Raw genomic sequence first — 1,113 nt, 5'->3', positions numbered from 1 at the left:
TTGTCCTGGAGGGTCGGCGCCCCGGTACGGCGTGAGTGCGACCGCCGGACGCGGGAACAAGCCGATGAGCGGCGGGAACCAGCGCCGGGCTGGTGCTGGTGGGGCACTCCATGGGCGGCCGGGCGGCGTTGCGGGCCGCGGCCGATCCGGCGGTGCGCGGGGTGCTGGCGCTGGCGCCCTGGTGCCCGCCCGACGACCCGGTGGACGATCTCGGCGGTACCCGGATCCTCGTCCTGCACGGGGACCGCGACCACACCACCGAGCCCGGCGAGTCGGCCGCCTACGTACGGCACGCCCGCGAGGCCGGCGCCGAGGCCGGGATGGTGCTGCTGCGGGGCTGCGATCACGCGATGCTGCGCCGCAGCCGCGACTGGCATCGTGCCTCGGCAGCCGCCATCAGGCGGTTCCTGCGCCCCGAACGTGATCTCGACGGCTGGACGGCAGAGGCCTGCGCGGCGGACGGACCGCTTCTTCGTTGAGACCCGCCCTGGTAGGGTGCCGCACCCGCGCGACACCCCCACCGGCTCCGCTCAGAGGACTGATGATGCCGCTCAGGCACTCACCCAAGATTGTCACGTACCTGACAGTAGCGCTCGTGGTTCTCGCCCTGCTTCCGACCGCCCTGGTCCACCGGGCCTCGGCCGCCGACGCCTGGCGGGGACCGTTGTCCACGCGCGGCCGCTACATCGTGGACGCCGACGGGAACCGCTTCCGCCTCAAGGCCGCCAACTGGGACGGCGCCCAGGGCTCCTGGACCGGCAGCGGAAGCGTCACCGACCCGGCGAACCACCACGCCGGCCAGGACTCGCACGGCATCCCCCTCGGCCTGGACCGCGCGCCCCTCCCGCAGCTCCTGTCGGACTTCACGGCGCTCGGCATCAACAGCGTCCGGCTGCCGTTCTCGAACGAGATGCTCCATACGACCACCCCGGTGCCGGACGCCGCCGTCACCGCCAATCCGCAGCTGCGCGGGAAGACCCCGCTGGAGATCTACGACGCGGTCGTCACCGCCCTCACCGGCGCCGGCTTCGCCGTCATCCTCAACAACCACACCAACACCTCCCGTTGGTGCTGCGGCGTCGACGGCAACGAGCGCTGGAACAGCAGTCAGTC

2 protein-coding genes are annotated in these 1,113 nt (G+C 72.6%); both read left to right on the top strand.

Translation table 11 applies throughout. From position 1 onward, the window contains the following. Positions 1-92: 92 nt before the first annotated feature. Positions 93-479, top strand: a complete 387-nt coding sequence (locus ABZ646_RS47120; protein ID WP_360534069.1) for an alpha/beta family hydrolase — start codon at positions 93-95, stop codon at positions 477-479. Positions 480-544: 65 nt separating this feature from the next. Then, the coding region (locus ABZ646_RS47115; RefSeq protein ID WP_360534066.1) for a cellulase family glycosylhydrolase at positions 545-1,113 on the top strand (569 nt) is incomplete at its 3' end.

It is taken from the genome of Streptomyces sp. NPDC007162, assembly GCF_040634175.1.
In the GTDB taxonomy this organism is placed as follows: domain Bacteria; phylum Actinomycetota; class Actinomycetes; order Streptomycetales; family Streptomycetaceae; genus Streptomyces.
This window is presented reverse-complemented; position numbering and strand designations above follow the sequence as displayed.